Consider the following 17,615-nt stretch of genomic DNA (forward strand, 5'->3'; position numbering starts at 1 on the left):
CAGCCGTATATGCTGCCTCCATGACACTCACCGCGTGGCCTGCAACCGCTGGCGCGCGGCGTACAAGAACAATTCGAGTGAAGCCATGAACATGTACCATGATGCCGATCGTGCCCTGCTGGACCCGATGGAAACCGCCAGCGTCGATGCCCTGCGCCAGCACCAGCTGGAACGTCTGCGCTGGAGCCTGAAGCACGCCTACGACAATGTGCCGTTGTACCGCCAGCGCTTTGCCGAGTACGGCATCCACCCTGATGACCTCAAGTGCCTGGAAGACCTGGCGAAGTTCCCCTTCACCGGCAAGAACGACCTGCGCGACAACTACCCCTACGGCATGTTTGCCGTGCCCCAGGAAGAAGTGGTGCGCCTGCATGCCTCCAGTGGCACCACCGGGAAGCCGACGGTAGTCGGCTACACCCAGAACGATATCGACACCTGGGCCAATGTGGTTGCCCGTTCGATTCGTGCGGCCGGCGGGCGCAAAGGTGACAAGGTGCATGTGTCCTACGGCTACGGGCTGTTCACCGGCGGGCTCGGCGCGCACTACGGTGCCGAACGCCTGGGCTGCACCGTGATCCCCATGTCCGGTGGCCAGACCGAAAAGCAGGTGCAGCTGATTCGCGACTTCCAGCCCGACATCATCATGGTCACCCCGTCCTACATGCTCAACCTGGCTGATGAAATCGAGCGCCAGGGCATCGACCCGCACGACCTCAAGCTGCGCCTGGGCATTTTTGGTGCCGAGCCATGGACCGACGAGCTGCGCCGCTCGATTGAGCAGCGTCTGGGCATCAATGCCCTCGATATCTACGGCCTTTCGGAAATCATGGGGCCCGGGGTGGCAATGGAGTGCATAGAGACCAAGGACGGCCCGACCATCTGGGAAGACCACTTCTATCCCGAAATCATCGACCCTGCCACCGGCGAGGTGCTGCAGGATGGCCAACTGGGCGAGCTGGTATTCACCTCGCTGAGCAAAGAGGCATTGCCGATGGTGCGCTACCGCACCCGCGACCTCACCCGGCTGCTGCCCGGCACCGCTCGGCCGATGCGGCGGATCGGCAAGATCACCGGCCGCAGTGACGACATGCTGATCATTCGCGGGGTCAACGTGTTTCCGACCCAGATCGAGGAACAGGTCCTAAAAATAAAACAGCTATCTGAGCTTTATGAGATTCATCTGTATCGCAACGGCAACCTGGATAGCGTCGAGGTGCATGTGGAATTGCGTGGCGAGTGCCAGCACCTTGATGAGGGCCAGCGCAAGCTGGTGATCGGCGAGCTGAGCAAACAGATCAAGACTTACATTGGCATCAGCACCCAGGTTCATCTGCAGCCCTGCGGCACGCTCAAGCGCTCCGAGGGCAAGGCGTGCCACGTGTTCGACAGACGGTTGGCCAGCTGACCCATTCGGCTGCCATTTCGGCCCCGGCATTGTCCGGGGCCTTTTTTTTTTGCCTGCGTTCTGCTGGGCACACGCTGCTGCCCGACAGCCCTCTTGGCTGTCAATGTGATACATAAATCTTACTTGATACACATAAATGTGTTTGACGTTATGTTTTGTATCGCTTACAAATGACTCATGCCTTAGCAGGAGTCGCAGCACATGTACGCACAGCTAGTGGAAACCGGAGTCAAGCGCGTCAAGACGCTGGAAGAAATGTCCCCCGAGGAACGCAACTTCCAGGAAAAGATCGACGCCGAAATCAAGATCGAAGCCAAGAACTGGATGCCCGAGGCCTACCGCCAGACCCTCATCCGGCAGATCTCCCAGCACGCCCACTCTGAAATCGTCGGCATGCTGCCCGAAGGCAACTGGGTCACCCGTGCCCCCAGCCTCAAGCGCAAACTGCAGCTGATGGCCAAGATCCAGGATGAAGCCGGCCATGGCCTGTACCTGTACAGCGCCATGGAAACCCTGGGGGCTGACCGCGACGAAGAAATCGCCAAACTGCACAGCGGCAAGGCCAAGTACTCGAGCATCTTCAACTACCCCACCCTCAGCTGGGCCGACATGGGCGCTGTGGGCTGGCTGGTGGATGGCGCCGCCATCGTCAACCAGGTGGTACTGCAGCGCACCTCTTACGGCCCCTACTCCCGCGCGATGATCCGTATCTGCAAGGAAGAGAGCTTCCACCAGCGCCAGGGCTACGAAATGCTCCTGACCATGATGCGCCAGGGCACCCAAACCCAGCGCGACATGGTTCAGGACGCCATCAACCGCCTGTGGTGGCCGGCACTGATGATGTTCGGCCCTAGCGATGAACACTCGCCCAACAGCGCCCAGTCGATGGCCTGGAAGATCAAACGCCAGACCAACGACGAACTGCGCCAGCGCTTCATCGACCAGACCGTGCCGCAGCTGGAACTGCTTGGCTGCACTGCGCCTGACCCTGAGCTGAAGTGGAACGCCGAGCGCGGCCACTACGACTTCGGTGAAATCCAGTGGGACGAGTTCTACGAAGTGATCAAGGGCAATGGCCCGTGCAACCTGGAACGTGTCGCCACCCGGCGCAAGGCCATCGAGGATGGCGCCTGGGTACGCGAGGCCGCCGTGGCCTATGCGCGCAAGCAACAGAACAAGAACGCCGCCTGAGCGGCGATTGATGCGGAGATCGAAAATGTCTGTCTGGACCCTCTACGAAGTGTTCGTGCGCAGCAAGCACGGCCTTAACCACAAACATGTCGGCAGCGTGCACGCCGCCGATGCCGCCATGGCCATCGAGAACGCCCGCGAGCTCTACACCCGCCGTAGCGAAGGTGTGAGCCTGTGGGTGGTGCCTTCGGCGCTGATCACCGCCTCCTCCCCCGACGAGAAAGACCCGCTGTTCGCCCCCTCGGACGACAAGGTCTATCGCCATGCCAGCTTCTACGAACTGCCCGACGAAGTCGGACACATGTGAGGTGGGACATGCATAAAGAAGCCCTAATCCCCTATCTGCTGTTGCTCGGCGACAGCGCCCTGGTCCAGGGCCAGCGCCTCTGTGAGTGGTGTGGCCGCGCCCCGGCCATCGAGGAAGAGCTGGCCCTGATGAACGTCGGCCTCGATCTGGTCGGCCAGGCCCGCAACTGGCTGGAGTATGCCGCCGAGCTGCTCGACGATGGCCGGGATGCCGATGCCCTGGCGTTCCGCCGTGACGAGCGCGCCTACCGCAACCTGCTGCTGGTCGAGCAACCCAACGGTGATTTCGCCGTGACCATGAGCAAGCAGTTCCTCTACGACGCGTGGCACTTCGCCGTGCTGCAGGGGTTGGTCGAGTCCAGCGACGCGCGAATCGCGGGGATTGCCGCCAAGGCCCTGAAGGAAGTCACCTACCACCTGCGCCGGTCCAGCGAGTGGGTACAACGGCTGGGCGGTGGTACCGATGTCAGCCGCCAGCGCATGCTCGCCGCTATCCCGGCACTGTGGCGCTTCACCGTCGAACTCGCTGCTGGCAGCGACAACGAAGTCCGTCTGGCGGAATGCGGTATCGCCGCCGACCCAGCGACCGTCGGCGCCACCTGGCTGAAGCAGGTCACGGAGACCTTTGCTTCGGTCGAACTGCCGCTGCCCAAGGCCGCCAGCCACTTCTACCTGGATGGCCGCAAAGGCCTGCACACCGAGCATCTGGGCCTGCTGCTGGCCGAAATGCAGTTCCTGCCAAGGGCCTACCCCGATGCAACCTGGTGAACTGATTGCCGGTGACCGCGGCGCGCGGGCACAGCAAGGTGACGACCTGACCCGGGCCTGGGCGGTACTGGGCCAGGTCATGGACCCTGAAGTGCCGGTGGTCAGCGTGGTCGACCTGGGGATCGTGCGCGATGTCGATTGGCGCGCTGGCCACCTGCACTTGGTGGTTACCCCTACCTACTCTGGCTGCCCGGCCACCGAAGTCATCGAAGGGGATATCCGCCAGGCGCTGGAGCAGGCCGGTTTCACCGCGCCAGACCTGGAGCGCCGGCTGACCCCGGCCTGGAGCACTGACTGGATCACCGAACTGGGCCGCGAGCGCCTGCGCGCTTATGGCATTGCGCCGCCGCAAGGCAGCGCCAGCAAGCGCAGCCTGCTCGGCGAAGCGCCCCAGGTGTGCTGCCCGCAATGCGGCAGCGCCCATACCGAATTGCTCAGCCAGTTCGGCTCCACGGCCTGCAAGGCGCTGTACCGCTGCCGCGAGTGCCTGGAGCCATTCGACTATTTCAAATGCATTTGAGCCGTGGAGACCACCATGAGCCAGTTTCACAGCCTGACCATCAAGCAAGTGCGCAATGAGACCCGTGATGCGGTATCGATTGCCTTCGATGTGCCCGAGCACCTGCAGGACCAGTTCCGCTTCACTCAGGGCCAGTACCTGGTCATGCGTACCCAGCTGGACAACGAAGAAGTCCGCCGTTCCTACTCCATCTGCAGCGCCGTGCAGGACGGCGAGCTGCGCGTGGCCGTCAAGCGCGTGCCGGGCGGGCGCTTCTCGGCGTTTGCCAATGAAGTGCTCAAGGCCGGCCAGCAGCTGGAAGTGATGCCGCCATCGGGTAGCTTCTTCGTGCCTCTGGACCCGGCTCGCCAGGGCAATTATCTGGGGGTGGCTGCCGGCAGCGGCATCACCCCGATACTGTCGATCATCGCCACCACGCTGGCCAGCGAGCCGCGCAGCCGTTTCACCCTGCTGTACGGCAACCGATCCAGTTCGGGTGCGCTGTTCCGCGACAAGCTCGAAGACCTGAAGAACCGTTACCTCGACCGCTTGAACCTGATTTTCGTGTTCAGCCGCGAACAGCAGGACGTCGACCTGTACAACGGCCGCATCGACGCCGACAAATGCGGCCAGCTGTTTTCGCGCTGGCTGGACGTTGCCGGCCTGGACGCAGCATTCATCTGCGGCCCGCAGGCGATGACCGAGACCGTGCGTGACAGCCTGCAGGCCAACGGCATGGCCAAGGAACGCATCCATTTCGAGCTGTTCGCCGCCGCCGGCAGCGAGGCCCGCCGCGAAGCCCGTGAGGCGGCACGCCAGGCGGATTCGGCGCTTAGCCATATCACCGTGATCAGCGATGGCCGGGCACTGAGCTTCGACCTGCCGCGCAACACACAGAACGTGCTGGACGCCGGCAACGCCATTGGCGCCGAGCTGCCGTACTCGTGCAAGGCCGGTGTGTGCTCCACCTGCAAGTGCCGGGTGATCGAGGGCGAAGTGGAGATGGACAGCAACCATGCCCTCGAAGATTACGAAGTGGCGGCCGGGTATGTGCTGTCGTGCCAGACCTACCCGGTGAGCGACAAGGTGGTGCTTGACTTCGACCAGTTGTAGACCGAATCGACTGCTTCGCGGGTAAACCCGCCCCTGCAAGGCCTGCGCAAGGCCTTGGGGCAGCATCCTACCTGCGAAGAGGGCCTTAGCAACAACGCAATACCCCGCGTGACCTCAACAAAACAATTACAAAACCAAGAGATCGCTTGCCATGACACCCGAACGCATAGAAAGCATCGCCAACCACCCCGATTTCCAGCACCTGGTACGACGCAAACGCCGCCTGAACGGCAGCCTGACCCTGGCCATGCTGGTGGTCTACTACGGCTTCGTCCTGCTGGTCGCGTTCTCGCCCAGCACCCTCGGCCAGTCCCTCAGCGGCGGCGTGACCACGGTCGGCATGCTGGTGGGCGTGCTGATGGTGCTGCTGTCCTTTGCCCTGACCGGCATCTACGTGCACCGCGCCAACAACGTGCTCGACCCGCTCAACGACAAGGTCAAGCAGGAGTGCGCACAATGAATTGGACAGCCATTTCGATGTTCATGGTGTTTGTCTGCTTCACCCTGCTGGTCACCCGCTGGGCTGCCCTGCGTACCCGCTCGGCCAGCGACTTCTACACCGCCGGCGGCGGCCTGACCGGCATGCAGAACGGCCTGGCGATCGCTGGGGACATGATCAGTGCCGCTTCGTTCCTGGGCATTTCCGCGATGATGTTCATGAACGGCTACGACGGCCTGTTGTATGCCCTCGGTGTCCTGGCAGGCTGGCCGATCATCCTGTTCCTGATTGCCGAGCGCCTGCGCAACCTGGGCAAGTACACCTTTGCCGATGTGGTCAGCTACCGGCTGGCGCAAACCCCGGTGCGCTTGACCTCGGCTTTCGGCACTCTGGTTGTGGCGCTGATGTACCTGGTGGCGCAAATGGTCGGTGCCGGCAAGCTGATCGAGTTGCTGTTCGGCATCAGCTACCTGTACGCCGTGATGCTGGTTGGCGTGCTGATGGTTGCCTATGTCACCTTCGGTGGCATGCTCGCCACCACCTGGGTGCAGATCATCAAGGCGGTATTGCTGCTGTCGGGTACCAGTTTCATGGCTTTCATGGTGCTCAAGCACTTCGGCTTCAGCACCGAGGCCATGTTTGCCAGCGCCGTGGCCGTGCATGCCAAGGGCCAGGCGATCATGGCCCCAGGCGGCTTGTTGTCCAACCCGGTGGACGCTATTTCACTGGGGCTGGGCATGATGTTCGGTACCGCTGGCCTGCCGCATATCCTGATGCGCTTCTTCACTGTCAGTGATGCCAAGGAAGCACGCAAGAGCGTGTTCTACGCCACCGGTTTCATTGGTTACTTCTACCTGCTGCTGATCGTTGTCGGCTTTGGCGCCATCGTCATGGTCGGCACCGAGCCGTCCTACCGCGACGCCACCGGCGCAATCATCGGCGGCGGCAACATGGTCGCCGTGCACCTGGCCCAGGCCGTGGGTGGCAACCTGTTCCTCGGCTTCATCTCTGCCGTGGCCTTCGCCACCATTCTGGCGGTGGTCGCCGGCCTGGCGCTGTCCGGGGCTTCGGCAGTGTCCCACGACCTGTATGCCTGCGTGATGCGCAAAGGCAAGGCTACCGAGCAAGAGGAAATGCGCGTGTCGCGCATTGCCACACTGGTCATCGGCCTGCTGGCAGTGATCCTGGGCCTGATGTTCGAGTCGCAGAACATTGCCTTCCTCTCCGGCCTGGTACTGGCGGTGGCCGCTTCGGTCAACTTCCCGGTGCTGCTCCTTTCGATGTTCTGGAAAGGCCTGACCACTCGCGGCGCGGTGTGCGGCAGCATGGCCGGGCTGGTCTCGGCGGTGCTGTTGGTGGTGCTGGGCCCGGCGGTGTGGGTCAACGTGCTGCACAACGAAACGGCGCTGTTCCCCTACAGCAACCCGGCGCTGTTCTCCATGAGCCTGGCTTTCCTCAGTGCCTGGGTATTCTCGGTTACCGACAGCTCCGAACGTGCCGTTGAAGAGCGTGGTCGCTACCTGGGCCAGTTCATCCGCTCCATGACCGGTATCGGCGCAGCTGGCGCCAGCAAACACTGACTTCAAGGACGAACAGACATGTCGGGTAAAACAACAACAATGAACCGCACACACTTCCTGTCAGCCGCCTGGCTGGCCACCCTCGCCCTGCCCATGCCCGCGCTGGCCGACTTCATCGGCGACAGCCATGCTCGCCTGGAGCTGCGCAACCACTACTTGAACCGCGACTTCCGCCAAAGCAACGCACCGCAGGCCAAGGCCGAGGAATGGGGCCAGGGCTTTACCGCCAAGCTGGAGTCGGGCTTCACTGAGGGCCCGGTCGGCCTTGGCGTGGACGCCTTGGGCCAGTTGGGCATCAAGCTCGACTCAAGCCGCGACCGTCGTAACACCGGCCTGCTGCCGTTTGGCCCGAACAGCCACGAACCGGTCGACGACTACAGTGAGCTGGGCCTGACCGGCAAGGTTCGTGTGTCCAAGAGCACCTTGCGCCTGGGCACCTTGCAGCCGATCCTGCCGGTGGTGGTGTACAACGACACCCGCCTGCTGGCGTCCACCTTCCAGGGGGGGCTGCTCACCAGTCAGGACCTTGATGGCCTCACCTTCAATGCCGGACGCCTGACCAAGGCCAATCTGCGCGATTCCTCTGGTCGCGATGATATCGGCTATGGCGCAGCCAGCAGTGACCACCTGGACTTTGGTGGTGGCAGCTACGCCATCACCCCGCAAACCACGGTCAGCTATTACTACGCCAAGCTTCAGGACATCTACCGTCAGCAGTTTGTCGGGCTGATCGATACCCGCCCACTGGCAGAAGGTGTGAGCCTGCGCAGTGACCTGCGCTACTTCGACAGCCGCAACGACGGTGCCGAGCGTGCCGGCAATATCGACAACCGTAACTTCAACGCCATGTTCACCCTGGGCGTGCGGGCGCACAAGTTCACCGCCACCTGGCAGCAGATGTCCGGTGACAGCGCCTTCCCGTTCGTCAACGGCGGCGACCCGTTCACCGTCAACCTGGTCACCTACAACACCTTCACCCGGGCCGGGCTGGACTCTTGGCAGGTGCGCTACGACTACGACTTCGTAGCCATGGGCCTCCCCGGCCTGAGTTTCATGACCCGCTACACCGACGGTCGCCACGCCGAAACTGCCACCGTGACCAATGGCCGCGAGCGCGAGCGCGATACCGACATCGCTTATGTCATTCAGAGCGGTCCGCTCAAGGACGTCAGCCTGCGCTGGCGCAATGTCACCTTCCGCTCCGGCAACGGCCTGACCAACGCCGTGGACGAAAACCGCCTGATCATCGGCTACACCCTGGCGCTGTGGTAACAGCGCCCCTCACATTTTGAACAGCATGGAGAACAGCATGTCTGCCGCCCCTACTCTGCAAAGTTTCATCGCCGGCCGTTGGCTCGGCCAGCACGGCGCCCAGGCCCTGCGTAGCGCCCTCGACGGCCACGTGTTGGCCTACAGCCATGAAGAGCGCCCTGACTTCGCCGAAGCCGTGGACTACGCGCGTGCACGCGGTCTTGCCTCGCTGATGGGCATGGATTTCCAACAACGTGCCCAACGCCTCAAAGCCCTGGCCCTGTACCTGGCCGAGCACAAGGAGCAGCTCTACGCCCTGTCGCACCACAGCGGCGCCACCCGGGCCGACAGTTGGATCGACATCGAAGGCGGCAACGCCACGCTGTTCTCCTATGCCGGCATCGGCAGCCGCGAGCTGCCTTCGGGTAACCTGGTGCACGAAGGGCCTGCTATACCCTTGGGCAAACAAGGCCATTTCGCCGGCAGTCACATCCTGGTGCCACGGGCAGGCGTTGCGGTGCACATCAACGCGTTCAATTTCCCCATCTGGGGCATGCTGGAAAAGTTTGCCCCGACGTTCCTCGCCGGTATGCCCTGCATCGTCAAGCCGGCGACCTCGACCAGCTATTTGACCGAGGCCGTGGTGCGCCTGATGAATGCCTCCGGCCTGCTGCCCGAAGGCAGCCTGCAGCTTGTGATAGGCAGCACCGGCGATCTGCTTGATCGCCTGCAAGGCCAGGACGTGGTTACCTTCACCGGTTCTGCCGATACCGCTGCCAAATTGCGCGTGACGCCCAACCTGATTCGCAACTCGGTGCCGTTCACTGCCGAGGCCGACTCGCTCAACTGCGCCATCCTCGGCCCGGACGTGACACCGGACAGCGAAGAGTTCGACCTGTACATCAAGGAAGTGGTGCGTGAAATGACCACTAAAGCCGGGCAGAAATGCACCGCCATCCGCCGCGCGATCGTTCCGGCCAGGCACCTGGATGCCGTTGCCACCCGCCTGCGCGAGCGCCTGAGCAAGGTCGTGGTTGGCGACCCGTCGCTGGAAGGCGTGCGCATGGGAGCCCTGGCCTCACATGACCAGCAGCGCGACGTTGGCGAGCGGGTGCGCAGCCTGCTGCAGAGTTGTGATCAACTGTTTGGCGCCAGCGATGGCTTTGCCCCACGTGGTGAAGGCGTGGCTGAAGGCGCGTTCTTTGCCCCGACCTTGTTGCAGGCCCGCGACCCACATGCCGAGGGCGGCGCCCACGACATCGAAGCGTTCGGCCCGGTCAGTACGCTGATGGCCTATGACGACCTCGACGAGGCCTTGGTACTGGCTGCCCGTGGCAAAGGCAGCCTGGTGGCGACCCTGGTCACCGCCGACCGCAGCGTGGCCGCCAAGGCTATCCCGGTGGCTGCTGCCTGGCATGGCCGATTGCTGGTGCTCGATAGCCAGGCTGCCAAAGAGTCCACCGGTCACGGCTCGCCACTGCCGCAGCTCAAGCACGGTGGCCCGGGCCGCGCCGGTGGTGGTGAAGAGCTGGGTGGCCTGCGTGCGGTCAAGCACTACCTGCAGCGCGCGGCAGTACAAGGCTCGCCGAGCATGCTCACGGCGGTCACCGGCGAGTACGTGCGCGGCGGCGAAGTGATCGAAACCGAAGTGCACCCGTTCCGTCGCTACTTCGAGCAGCTGCGTGTCGGCGAGTCGCTGCTCACCCATCGCCGCACCGTGACAGAAGCTGACCTGGTCAATTTCGGCTGCCTGTCAGGCGACCATTTCTACATGCACTTCGACGAAATCGCCGCCAAGGCCTCGCAGTTCGGTAAACGCATTGCCCATGGTTACTTCGTACTGTCGGCAGCGGCCGGGCTGTTCGTGTCGCCCGGCGCCGGACCGGTATTGGCCAACTATGGGCTGGACACCCTGCGCTTCATCAACCCGGTGGGCATTGGCGATACCATCCAGGCGCGCCTGACCTGCAAGCGCAAGATCGACCAGGGCAAGACCAGCCCGCTGGGGCAGCCGCAGGGGGTGGTGGCATGGGATGTGGAGGTAACCAATCAGCTGGGTGAACTGGTGGCCAGCTATGACATCCTGACCTTGGTGCTGAAAAAGCCAGAATGATGGGTTGAAGCTACCGGCCTCTTCCCGGGCAAGCCGCCTTTGCCCGGTACTGCACAGCGCCCTCTTAGGAGCGGGTTCACCCGCGAAGAGGCCAGTAGCTGCCCAAGGCACTTGGGAAGTGCGCGTACGTGGTTGTAGTGAAGTACTCAGGCAACTGAAACCGTTGGTCAGCGACTGCCATTGCCCAGTGGATCTCTGGCGTGCACCTGTCGATCACAATTCATGAGGATCATGAACGAGGACTGCACAATGGATTTCCTACTGCGAATGGGCGGCGGCAATGTTGAAGATGATTGGCCGGAGCTGGAGCCTGATAGACGCAACGATCGGGCAGACGATCCTGATGCCGACCCCAATGTGACGGATGACGATGAAAACCGCCCTGGCGTCCCAGCCAGCGACCCTGAGTCCGGCGCATGACAACATGAGCATCATCGTATCCTGCAGGAGCGGGCACGTCCGCTCCTGCAGTTTCCTGTTCCAAGTGCAGGCGAGGTATTAAACCACCGCCGCCGGACCACCCACCGACTGGTTGGGCTTGCTCCCCGAAATCCGCCAACTCACGGCGGTAACGCCATAACGCTCGGCCATCGGCCGACTGACTTTCCTGATCTTCTCGCGACCGAACTTGGGAATGATGCCGATGCCCGCATCACAACTTGCCCAATGCCAGGCCTCGGCATTATCCAGGCGTTCCAGGCGAATAATGAAACTGCGCGGCTGGCCATGCAGTTTGTAATCAATTATGTACAGCTGTGGGCTAGGCATCGCAGGGGGCCTCCTCTTCTCCATGGATGACATTCTGATTGATCGGGCCGTGACCAGAAGATTCAAAATTTTGTCGAACCTTTGGTACCAGTGGCCGAACGTGTGCCCTGCCTAGGTTCCGAGAGTCCAGCTCCTCGTTGCGCTCATTGCCTTTGCAGTCAGCTGACCGATGGCACGAAAAACACGCAGGCAAGATGTTTGCGTCACGGAGGTGACCGTTCGTCAGCTTCAACGCAACGTTTATTGCCAGCCAGGGCCGAAACTTCATGCAATAAAGGAATTGCCCAGGAGCCGGAATGAAGCCAGTCAAGCATCGCGCCACCATCATTTGCCGACATGGCAAGCAGCGCCATAAATGGTTGTGGGTGAGAAAGCCCAACGCGCCCTGGACCCTTCCAGGCGGCAAGATCGAGGCCGGCGAGACGCCAATGCAGGCCGCTGAGCGGGAGTTGCTGGAAGAGACCGGCCTGCAGGCTGAGTCGCTGATTTTGCTGATGCGCCACGAAACGCCAGAGCGGATGCATTACGTGTTCGCAGCGGAATTTGCCGACGCACCGCAACCCAAGGCCCGGCATGAAATTTCCGATTGCCGCTTTGCTCACTTGGACCAGGTGGCTACGGTAAAGGGCGAGATCAAGTCCCTGATCCGCTCCTTGCTGGCTTGTGACCCGGGCACTGCGGCGTCAGTTCGTTAAACTAAGCGTGCACACTCCATTGAGTTGCATCCGTCTCGATCGGCATTTCATCGATTGTATGGATCATCCCGGCTTCCAGCGCCTCCTGCGGCCCCAGTATCCGTGGATAGGCCATTAGATACCGCGTTACATCCAGTACCTCGGTCGCGCCTTTTGTACGCTCGGCCACGATCTGCGCATACAGACGCAAGTCGTAATCCAGGCTCATTGCATACTCGGACATCCGCGAATGGTCTACCGAGCCATGCAAGGTCCAATGAAACGGGTGGAAAAGAAACTTGCTGAAACTGCAAGCCGTGCGTCGCTCTCCGGCCAGGAAGAGGATATTGCCCATGGATTCCACCGTGCCCAGGTTGTGGGTATGCACCTCCACGGGTAACGCCCGCAGATAGTTGTACAGGGTAAACCCATAGCTGCACTCGCCGCCCATCGTGGCGATGTTCAGTTGCAGTGTTTCGGCACCCTGTTGCAATGCTCGCGAGCAGGTATTGATCAGGTTGCCGCAGGTGGACGAATTGATCGGTCCGGTGAAGTGGATGATATGTCTGGCCATGCTTGCCTCCAGGGGTGGCAGATCATTGCTTGTTCTTCTGCACATCGTCACCCTGCCCGGCCATTTGCCAGAAGGCGAAACGGTCGAACTTGGTCCTGGCACCCTGCCATGAAGCGGGTATGCGGTGGAGACGCCAGTTGCCGCAAAGTTCAACTCGGCGTCAGCAGTTCCGTTGGTCAAGCGTTGTGAACCCTTGCCGGCCCTTGCCGGTCGCACTTTCAGAGCGACCGAACAAGGAACCGGCAGTGAGGACGGCAGCGTGAGCGATATTCGCATCGGTATCTCCGGGTGGCGCTATGGCCCCTGGCGCAAGGATTTCTACCCCAAAGGCCTGAAGCAGGACGATGAACTGGCATTCGCTTCACGGGCGGTGAACAGCATCGAGATCAATGGCTCGTTCTACAGCCTGCAAACGCCCGAGCGTTATCTGGGCTGGCGTGAACAAACACCGGACGGCTTCGTGTTCGCGGTCAAGGGGCCGCGCTATATCACCCATGTGCGGCGGCTGAAGGACATCGAAGAGCCAGCAGCCAACTTTTTTGCCTCCGGGCCGCTGCTGTTGGGCGAAAAGCTCGGGCCATTCCTGTGGCAGTTCCCTCCCAGCATGAAGTTCGATGAAGACCGTTTTGCCCGGTTTTTCGAGCTGCTGCCTCACACCCGCAAAGCGGCCCGTGAACGCGCCCAAGGCTGCGCCGAACGCCTCAAGGGCAATGGCAGCCTTGCCATCAAGGGCAATGCACGCTTGCGTCACGCCGTGGAAATCCGCCACGAGAGTTTCCTCTGCGAAGCCTTCATCAAGCTCTTACGCAAGCATCGCGTAGCGCTGGTAGTCGCCGACAGCGCAGGCAAATGGCCCTGTGTCGAAGACGTGACCGCCGACTTCGTCTACATGCGCCTGCACGGGGATGTGGAGTTGTACAGCAGCGGATATACCGCACGCGCGCTGCGGCGCTGGAAGCAGCGTATCCAGCAATGGAGCGAAGGTACCCAGGCGGACGATGCCCACCTGGTCGTGCCGGGGCCGCCGCCTCGGCGTGCGGCACGGGATGTATACTGCTACTTCGACAACGACCAGAAGGCTCACGCGCCATACGACGCCAGGCGCTTGCTGCAAAAGCTGTCGTTGGATCATGAGCTGATGACCGAGCCTGGCATGGTGCCGGAGGTGGCCTTGTGAACAAGCCCCTGCCCACCCCACGCTGCATCATCGACAAGGTAACCGCTGTACGCCGGCTCAATGTGTTGACGCTGAACGTGCACAAAGGCTTCACCTTCTTCAACCGGCGCTTCATCTTGCCCGAGTTGCGCGAGGCCGTAAGGGCCACCGGCGCCGACCTGGTGTTTTTGCAAGAGGTGCACGGCAGTCATCAGCAGCATGCCCTGCGCCACCCTGCCTGGCCAGAAACGCCGCAATACGAGTTTCTGGCCGACAGCATGTGGCCGCAGTTCGCCTATGGCCGCAATGCCGTGTATCCCCATGGCGATCACGGCAACGCGCTGCTGTCAAAATTCCCCATCAGCCGCTTCGACAACCTGGATGTCTCGGTGCAGGGCAATGAACAGCGTGGCCTGCTGCATTGCCAGCTGGAGGTGCCGGGCCATGACGAGGTGCATGCGGTATGCGTACACCTGGGCCTGCGGGAGGCCCACCGGCAGAGCCAGGTAAAGCTGATGCTGGACCTGCTGGCCAGCCTGCCGCCCAAAGCACCGGTCATCATCGCCGGCGATTTCAACGACTGGCGGCTGAAGGCGGACGCGGTGCTGAGCGAACACCTGACAGAGGCCTTCGGCACCCCGGCGCGCAGTTTCCCGGCGCGCCTGCCGTTGTTGCGCCTGGACCGCATCTACGTGCGTAACGCCATACCGGGCGCTGCTCAGGTGCTGTCCAAATACCCGTGGTCGCATCTGTCCGACCACGTACCACTGGCTGCGGAGATCAACTTGTGAACCGACCTTGGGTAGAAGGCAACAGCGTGCAGTTGCTCATCAACGGCGAACAGTACTACCCCCGCGTATTCGAGGCCATGGCCAAGGCGCGGGAAGAAATACTGCTGGAAACCTTCATCATCTTCGACGACAAGGTGGGTCAGCAATTGCAGCAGGTGTTGATCGACGCTGCCCGACGCGGGGTGCGCGTGGAAGTGGCCGCGGACGGTTACGGCACAGCCGACCTGCCGGCGGCCTTCATTTCAGCGATGACCGACGCGGGCGTAAGCTTTCACGCGTTCGATCCACAACCCCGGTTATTGGGCATGCGCACCAACCTGTTCCGCCGTTTGCACCGCAAGATCGTGGTGGTCGATGGTGAGCGGGCCTTCATCGGCGGTATCAACTACAGCGCCGACCATTTGGGCGACTTTGGTGCCATGGCCAAGCAGGACTATGCCGTGGAGGTCACCGGCCCGGTGGTCGCGCAGGTACATGCCTCCAGCAAGCGCCTGATGTCCCCCGTGCTGCAGCCCCCCAGTGCTGTACGCCCGGTTACCGAGCCTGCCGGGGGTAGCGACGCTGTGCTGATCGAGCGCGACAACGGGATGCGCAGTAACGATATAGAAGCGCACTACCTTCAGGCTTTTCGCAAGGCCAGGCAACGCATCGTGGTCGCCAATGCGTACTTCTTTCCAGGCTATCGGTTGATGCGTGAGTTGCGTAACGCGGCCCGGCGTGGCGTGGAGGTTCACTTGATCTTGCAGGGCCAGCCTGACATGCGCTGGGTACGGGCATTGTCGCGCCTGCTGTACAACTACCTGCTGCGCGACGGCGTGATGATTCATGAGTACTGCCAGCGGCCGTTGCACGGCAAGGTGGCACTGGTGGACGACCAATGGGTCACCGTTGGCTCCAGCAACCTCGATCCTCTGAGCCTGTCGTTCAACCTGGAGGCCAACCTGTTCATTCGTGATCGGGCCTTCAACCAGCAACTGCACCAGCATTTGCAGGCTCTGGCCAGCGAGCAATGCAAACCGGTCACCTTGGAGCGCATGATTCGCGGCTACTGGTGGCGGGCACCGTTGATCTTCGCGTGCTTCCACGTGATCCGCCACTTCCCGCGCATTGCGGGCTGGTTCCCTGCGCACCGGCAGCGTTTGCGCTCGGTGCAGCCGGAGGTCGAACCCCAGGGCAAACTGCACGAGGGCAACTCCTGATGGCGCGCAAAAGCTGGCAAACCTGGGGCAAACGCTTGTTTACGCTTGCGTTCCTGATCCTGATCCCTGTGCTGTTGTACCTGCTGGCGCGTAATCTGGACTGGAATGAAGTACGCCAGTCTTTGCTGGCCTACAAACCTGGCACCCTGGCCATCGGCTTGGCGATCGCGTTGTGCAGTTATCTCGCGTTCGCCAGTTACGACCTGCTGGCCCGGGCTTATACCGGCCATACACTACCTGCCCGACAGGTATTGCCAGTCGCGTTCGTGTGCTATGCCTTCAACCTCAACTTCACAACCTGGGTAGGCGGGGTCGCCTTGCGCTACCGGCTCTATGGCCGACTGGGCCTGGATACCGCGACCATTACGCGAATCCTCACCTTGGGGCTGTTGACCAACTGGATGGGCTATATGCTGCTGGCCGGCACCGTATTTGCCCTGGGCCTGGTCGAGATGCCCGGCAATTGGGCGGTAGGCACTACAGGCCTGCGCCTGATCGGGCTGCTGTTGCTGGCAATTGCGGGCGGCTACCTGCTGGCCTGTGGTGTTGCCAAGAAGCGCACCTGGAGCTGGCGCGATCACGAAGTGACGCTGCCTTCGCTGCGACTGGCGCTGTGCCAGGTGGTGTTGGGTGCCAGCAACTGGGCACTGATGGCGCTGCTGATCTTCTGGTTGCTGCCGGGCGAAGCGTTCTACCCGTCGATTCTGGGCATATTGCTGATCAGCTGCGTCGCTGGCGTGGTGGCGCATATTCCGGCGGGGCTGGGTGTGCTGGAAGCGGTGTTTCTGGCCTTGCTGCACGGGCAGATGGCCCAAGGCACGCTGGTGGCTGCCCTGCTCGGCTACCGCACGCTGTACTACCTGATTCCGCTGCTGTTGGCGGTGGTGACCTACCTGATCCTGGAAAAGCGCGCCAAGGCCATGCGCCGGCGCGACAAGCCTGCTCAGACCTCTCAGACCTGATGTGCCCTGGGGCAAATGTGACGCGTTGCGTGGCACCGGCAAAGCCGGTGCCAGAGCACCTTGTCCCCTGATGGGCGATCGCCTGGAAGGGCAGTCCGCCTATCGGCTTCAGGGCGAGATCGGATCACTCGCCGGGAAGGTTTCATCCAGCGCATTGTCCACCGCGCTCTCGCCCGGCTTGTCACCACAATGGCAGTCCTGCATCCGGCATGGCTCACCATTGCGGTGGCCGGTGGCGCAGGCCTCGCAGCAATATGCCTTGCCGTCGCGCTCCAAGGCATTGGCATCCACCGTGCTGGAACAGTGCGTGCACGCGCAGCGTTGATCGTTCATGGCTTGCTCTCCTCGTCGTCAATCACATCATCGGTCCAGGGCACCCCATCCAGCGGCGCGGATCGGGCCAGTTCGGCCTCGTCCAGGCCAATGCCGCCACCAATCTCATCGGCACCCACCTGCCGCAGGCGTTGGTCTGTCGGGCCGCCTCTGCCGCCCGGCTCGTGGGGATCGCGGGCACCGGTTTCGTCAAGCAGCGTGTCCGGGCTCAAATCGTCATAGGTGACATTGTCCTCATGCTGGCTGTCACTCAGCGCCTCGCCGCCGGTCATGCCACTCTGCGCCACGCGTCGGGGGGGAAACTCACGGGCGACTTCGGCGGCCGGTCGTTCGTCGCCCACACGCCCTTCACGCTCATCCAGGCGTTCATCGAAATCCAGCTCATGCACGCTGCCCATGCGGTCTTCGGTGTCATCGATTTCGGTGGGTGTGTACGGCTTAGGTTCATCGGGTCGGGCCATGTGCGTTCTCCATCAGTTGGCTTCATTCGGTC

19 protein-coding genes and 1 pseudogene are annotated in these 17,615 nt (G+C 62.1%); 16 read left to right on the top strand and 4 right to left on the bottom strand.

Annotated elements, in window-relative coordinates; translation table 11 throughout:
* Positions 1 to 85 precede the first annotated feature (85 nt).
* The 11 genes and pseudogenes from paaK (at position 86) to AC3B5Q_RS13550 (ending at position 11,085) form a co-directional block, all read left to right on the top strand.
* Positions 86 to 1,405 (top strand): phenylacetate--CoA ligase PaaK, encoded by a 1,320-nt coding sequence (gene paaK, locus AC3B5Q_RS13500; RefSeq protein ID WP_103470347.1) that lies wholly within the window; start codon positions 86 to 88, stop codon positions 1,403 to 1,405.
* Between the two features lie 201 nt (positions 1,406 to 1,606).
* Positions 1,607 to 2,596: a 1,2-phenylacetyl-CoA epoxidase subunit PaaA gene (gene paaA / locus AC3B5Q_RS13505; RefSeq protein WP_021784703.1), complete on the top strand. Its 990-nt coding sequence runs from the start codon at positions 1,607 to 1,609 to the stop codon at positions 2,594 to 2,596.
* A gap of 25 nt (positions 2,597 to 2,621) precedes the next feature.
* Positions 2,622 to 2,903 carry a 1,2-phenylacetyl-CoA epoxidase subunit PaaB gene (gene paaB, locus AC3B5Q_RS13510; RefSeq protein WP_004374528.1) on the top strand — a complete coding sequence of 94 codons (282 nt, stop codon included), beginning with the start codon at positions 2,622 to 2,624 and terminating at the stop codon, positions 2,901 to 2,903.
* A gap of 8 nt (positions 2,904 to 2,911) precedes the next feature.
* Complete coding sequence (gene paaC, locus AC3B5Q_RS13515) at positions 2,912 to 3,670, top strand: 1,2-phenylacetyl-CoA epoxidase subunit PaaC (RefSeq protein WP_021784704.1); 759 nt, start codon at positions 2,912 to 2,914, stop codon at positions 3,668 to 3,670.
* Positions 3,657 to 4,190 carry a 1,2-phenylacetyl-CoA epoxidase subunit PaaD gene (gene paaD / locus AC3B5Q_RS13520; protein WP_021784705.1) on the top strand — a complete coding sequence of 178 codons (534 nt, stop codon included), beginning with the start codon at positions 3,657 to 3,659 and terminating at the stop codon, positions 4,188 to 4,190. The genes paaC and paaD overlap by 14 nt, the downstream gene beginning before the upstream one ends.
* A gap of 15 nt (positions 4,191 to 4,205) precedes the next feature.
* Positions 4,206 to 5,282 (top strand): 1,2-phenylacetyl-CoA epoxidase subunit PaaE, encoded by a 1,077-nt coding sequence (gene paaE, locus AC3B5Q_RS13525; RefSeq protein WP_021784706.1) that lies wholly within the window; start codon positions 4,206 to 4,208, stop codon positions 5,280 to 5,282.
* A 151-nt stretch (positions 5,283 to 5,433) separates the two neighbouring features.
* Positions 5,434 to 5,742 carry a DUF485 domain-containing protein gene (locus tag AC3B5Q_RS13530; RefSeq protein ID WP_004374508.1) on the top strand — a complete coding sequence of 103 codons (309 nt, stop codon included), beginning with the start codon at positions 5,434 to 5,436 and terminating at the stop codon, positions 5,740 to 5,742.
* Positions 5,733 to 7,301: pseudogene (locus AC3B5Q_RS13535) on the top strand (cation acetate symporter); the annotation flags it as partial. The gene AC3B5Q_RS13530 and the pseudogene AC3B5Q_RS13535, both read left to right, overlap by 10 nt.
* 39 nt (positions 7,302 to 7,340) lie before the next feature.
* Positions 7,341 to 8,573 (top strand): OprD family porin, encoded by a 1,233-nt coding sequence (locus tag AC3B5Q_RS13540; RefSeq protein ID WP_021784708.1) that lies wholly within the window; start codon positions 7,341 to 7,343, stop codon positions 8,571 to 8,573.
* A gap of 37 nt (positions 8,574 to 8,610) precedes the next feature.
* Complete coding sequence (gene paaZ / locus AC3B5Q_RS13545) at positions 8,611 to 10,665, top strand: phenylacetic acid degradation bifunctional protein PaaZ (protein WP_488392626.1); 2,055 nt, start codon at positions 8,611 to 8,613, stop codon at positions 10,663 to 10,665.
* A 249-nt stretch (positions 10,666 to 10,914) separates the two neighbouring features.
* Positions 10,915 to 11,085 (top strand): hypothetical protein, encoded by a 171-nt coding sequence (locus AC3B5Q_RS13550; RefSeq protein ID WP_153811166.1) that lies wholly within the window; start codon positions 10,915 to 10,917, stop codon positions 11,083 to 11,085.
* Positions 11,086 to 11,163: 78 nt separating this feature from the next.
* On the opposite strand, the gene AC3B5Q_RS13555 is transcribed toward AC3B5Q_RS13550, so the two are convergent.
* Positions 11,164 to 11,433: a DUF6555 family protein gene (locus AC3B5Q_RS13555; RefSeq protein ID WP_021784711.1), complete on the bottom strand. Its 270-nt coding sequence runs from the start codon at positions 11,431 to 11,433 to the stop codon at positions 11,164 to 11,166.
* A 296-nt stretch (positions 11,434 to 11,729) separates the two neighbouring features.
* Between AC3B5Q_RS13555 and AC3B5Q_RS13560 the strand changes: the two genes are divergently transcribed.
* Entirely contained in the window at positions 11,730 to 12,128 is a 399-nt protein-coding gene (locus AC3B5Q_RS13560) for an NUDIX hydrolase (protein WP_021784712.1), read from the top strand.
* Between the two features lies 1 nt (position 12,129).
* Here the strand turns inward: AC3B5Q_RS13560 and AC3B5Q_RS13565 are convergent, their stop codons facing one another.
* Entirely contained in the window at positions 12,130 to 12,681 is a 552-nt protein-coding gene (locus AC3B5Q_RS13565; RefSeq protein ID WP_488392627.1) for an ATP-dependent Clp protease proteolytic subunit, read from the bottom strand.
* Positions 12,682 to 12,805: 124 nt separating this feature from the next.
* Between AC3B5Q_RS13565 and AC3B5Q_RS13570 the strand changes: the two genes are divergently transcribed.
* Genes AC3B5Q_RS13570 through AC3B5Q_RS13585 form a run of 4 tightly spaced genes read left to right on the top strand, consistent with a single transcriptional unit; the run spans position 12,806 to position 16,789 of the window.
* On the top strand, positions 12,806 to 13,858 hold the full coding sequence (locus AC3B5Q_RS13570; RefSeq protein ID WP_488392628.1) for a DUF72 domain-containing protein: 1,053 nt from the start codon (positions 12,806 to 12,808) through the stop codon (positions 13,856 to 13,858).
* Entirely contained in the window at positions 13,855 to 14,628 is a 774-nt protein-coding gene (locus AC3B5Q_RS13575; protein WP_252461365.1) for an endonuclease/exonuclease/phosphatase family protein, read from the top strand. The genes AC3B5Q_RS13570 and AC3B5Q_RS13575 overlap by 4 nt, the downstream gene beginning before the upstream one ends.
* A complete protein-coding gene (gene clsB, locus AC3B5Q_RS13580; RefSeq protein ID WP_021784716.1) occupies positions 14,625 to 15,827 on the top strand; it encodes a cardiolipin synthase ClsB in 1,203 nt (400 codons plus the stop codon). The genes AC3B5Q_RS13575 and clsB overlap by 4 nt, the downstream gene beginning before the upstream one ends.
* Positions 15,827 to 16,789 (top strand): lysylphosphatidylglycerol synthase domain-containing protein, encoded by a 963-nt coding sequence (locus AC3B5Q_RS13585; RefSeq protein WP_488392629.1) that lies wholly within the window; start codon positions 15,827 to 15,829, stop codon positions 16,787 to 16,789. The genes clsB and AC3B5Q_RS13585 overlap by 1 nt, the downstream gene beginning before the upstream one ends.
* Before the next feature lie 108 nt (positions 16,790 to 16,897).
* On the opposite strand, the gene AC3B5Q_RS13590 is transcribed toward AC3B5Q_RS13585, so the two are convergent.
* Both AC3B5Q_RS13590 and AC3B5Q_RS13595 read right to left on the bottom strand, forming a co-directional pair.
* Positions 16,898 to 17,122, bottom strand: coding sequence for a metallothionein (locus tag AC3B5Q_RS13590; RefSeq protein WP_488392630.1), 225 nt, complete (start codon positions 17,120 to 17,122; stop codon positions 16,898 to 16,900).
* Positions 17,119 to 17,583: a phosphotransferase system, HPr-related protein gene (locus AC3B5Q_RS13595; RefSeq protein WP_103444396.1), complete on the bottom strand. Its 465-nt coding sequence runs from the start codon at positions 17,581 to 17,583 to the stop codon at positions 17,119 to 17,121. Before AC3B5Q_RS13595 ends, AC3B5Q_RS13590 begins: the two co-directional genes overlap by 4 nt.
* Positions 17,584 to 17,615 lie beyond the last annotated feature (32 nt).

The organism is Pseudomonas sp. D5(2026) (assembly GCF_057766845.1).